The sequence below is a fragment of the Gemmatimonadales bacterium genome (assembly GCA_030697825.1).
Classification (GTDB): Bacteria; Gemmatimonadota; Gemmatimonadetes; order Gemmatimonadales; family JACORV01; genus JACORV01.
On the sequence record JAUYOW010000287.1, the window covers coordinates 1 to 1,853 of the forward strand.

At 69.0% G+C, this 1,853-nt stretch carries 2 protein-coding genes; both read right to left on the reverse strand.

Annotated features, from left to right (window positions below):
- Positions 1–173: 173 nt before the first annotated feature.
- On the reverse strand, positions 174–1,367 hold the full coding sequence (locus Q8Q85_14115; protein MDP3775395.1) for a hypothetical protein: 1,194 nt from the start codon (positions 1,365–1,367) through the stop codon (positions 174–176).
- Positions 1,368–1,481: 114 nt separating this feature from the next.
- Positions 1,482–1,853 (reverse strand): hypothetical protein (locus tag Q8Q85_14120; GenBank protein MDP3775396.1); only part of this gene is annotated, 372 nt, incomplete at its 5' end.

A 1,853-nucleotide genomic window follows, 5' to 3' on the forward strand; every position in this document is an offset into this window, starting at 1 on the left:
CCTTGCGCGCCGAGATGACTCCCGACGCGCGCTGATCTTGCAATAGATTGTGAACGGTCGAGCCGTTCCATCTCCACCGCAATGGTCGACGCGTGGTCGACCGCTCTGGTAGAGGGGGCGAGCCCGATGGTCGTCGGACCCGCCCCTCGAAAAGAAAAACCCAGACTCAGACTCTAGTGCGCGCCGCCGCCGTTCGCGATGTACGCCTGGACGTACGTCGGGTCGAAGCGGAAGTTGACGTCGGGCGCCTGCGCCTTCGAGCCGTAGCCGACGGTCGGCGCCGCCTTGATCACCTTCTTCCTCAGCATCCAGGCGACGGACTTCGCGGTGGAATCCTTGAGGTGCATGCCCTTCGTGCCGTCCGGGAACGGGTACGGATTCCCGTCCGAGAACAGCTCGACGACCCACTCGGGCTTCCGGTACAGGACGGACCGCGTGAGCACGTCCTTCATGCTCGCCGCATCGAGGTCCGTGACCTTCTTGCCCAGGCGCCGGTGCGCCTGTTCGGTGGTCGCGGGGTCCTCGAGTTCGCGGACGATCGCGTAGTACGTGTCGAGCAGCGTCGCCACGAACTCATCGCCCTTCGGACGGTCGAGTGCCGACTGCCCGACGACGATCGTGTCGAGGATCTCCGCGGGGATGAGCCGCGAATCCGCGATGACGTGCACGTCGCCGCGCAACGTGATCGCGTCGAGTGCGAACGGCTCCCACACCGCGATGCAGCCGATGTTCGCGTCGCGCGCCTTGAGGGCGGCGGCCGCGGCGTCCGGCTCCATGTTCTGGTAGGGGTACTTCGCCGGGTTCTTGCCGAGCGCTCGCAGCGACTCCTCGAACACGTACTGGGAGACGGTGGACTCGAGACCTCGGCAGGGCTTGCCTGCCAGGCTGTCGACGGTGACTCCGTTCGGCACGATCGTTCGATCGCCACCCCACGAGTTCGAAGTTGCGGTGACGACGACCGAAGTGTCGCTCCTGCCGGCGGTCAACATGTCGAGGTGTGTGATCGTGACCGCGTCGGCCGTTCCGCCGGCGTACGCGCCGATGGACGGGCCGTAGGCCATGAACCGCAGCTCGACGTCGACGCCGTGCTTGCGTTCGATGGGGCCGCACTTGCCCTTGTCCGCGCCGACGAGCTGCTGCATCTCCGCGACCGCGAAGGTGGACCAGCTCGCGTACTCGCTGTAGGCCAGCGAGAACGACGGGAACGAGCAGTCGGTGATGCCGGTGTCGGCCACCGGCGCGGGCGCTGCCTCCGCGGGCGCCGCGGCGGTTCCGCCGGACGGCTCGGGTGCGGGCTGCGCTTCCTTCTTGCTGCCGCACGCGCTGAGCGCCAGCGCGGCGACGACGAACAGGTTCAGGATCTTCATCGGACTCTCTCCTTGTTGGGGTTCGGAACTGGTGCGTGGTTGGTGTGGAAAGGGGGGCGGACCGCGTGGCTCGTTGCCGTACGGCCCGCCCCCCCTTGGTTCCTTGCGTGTTGCCTAGCTGCCGGGCAGCGTGCCGGGCTTCGGCCCGCCGCCGGTGCCGGTCGGCTTCTCGGCGACCTGCGCCGGAGCGGCCGCCACGGGGGCCTCGGCGGTCTTGGCGCCGCCCGTGAGCTCCGCGAAGCGATCGCGGGCCATCGAGCTCGTCGCCGCCTGCCGCAGCTCCGCGCGCCGGACCTTGGCGTCCGCGCCGGACATCCTGCTGGCGACCTTCGACTCGGCCTTGAGCAGCCGCGCGTTGTCGCGCGCCCGCTGGATCTTCGCCTCGGAGCCCTCGCTGGACACCCGTGCCTTGGCCTCGTTGAGGTCGCGCATCATCTTGGCGAAGCGCGCCCCCGCCACGACCGACCCGCGCTCCGCGCGGAGCGA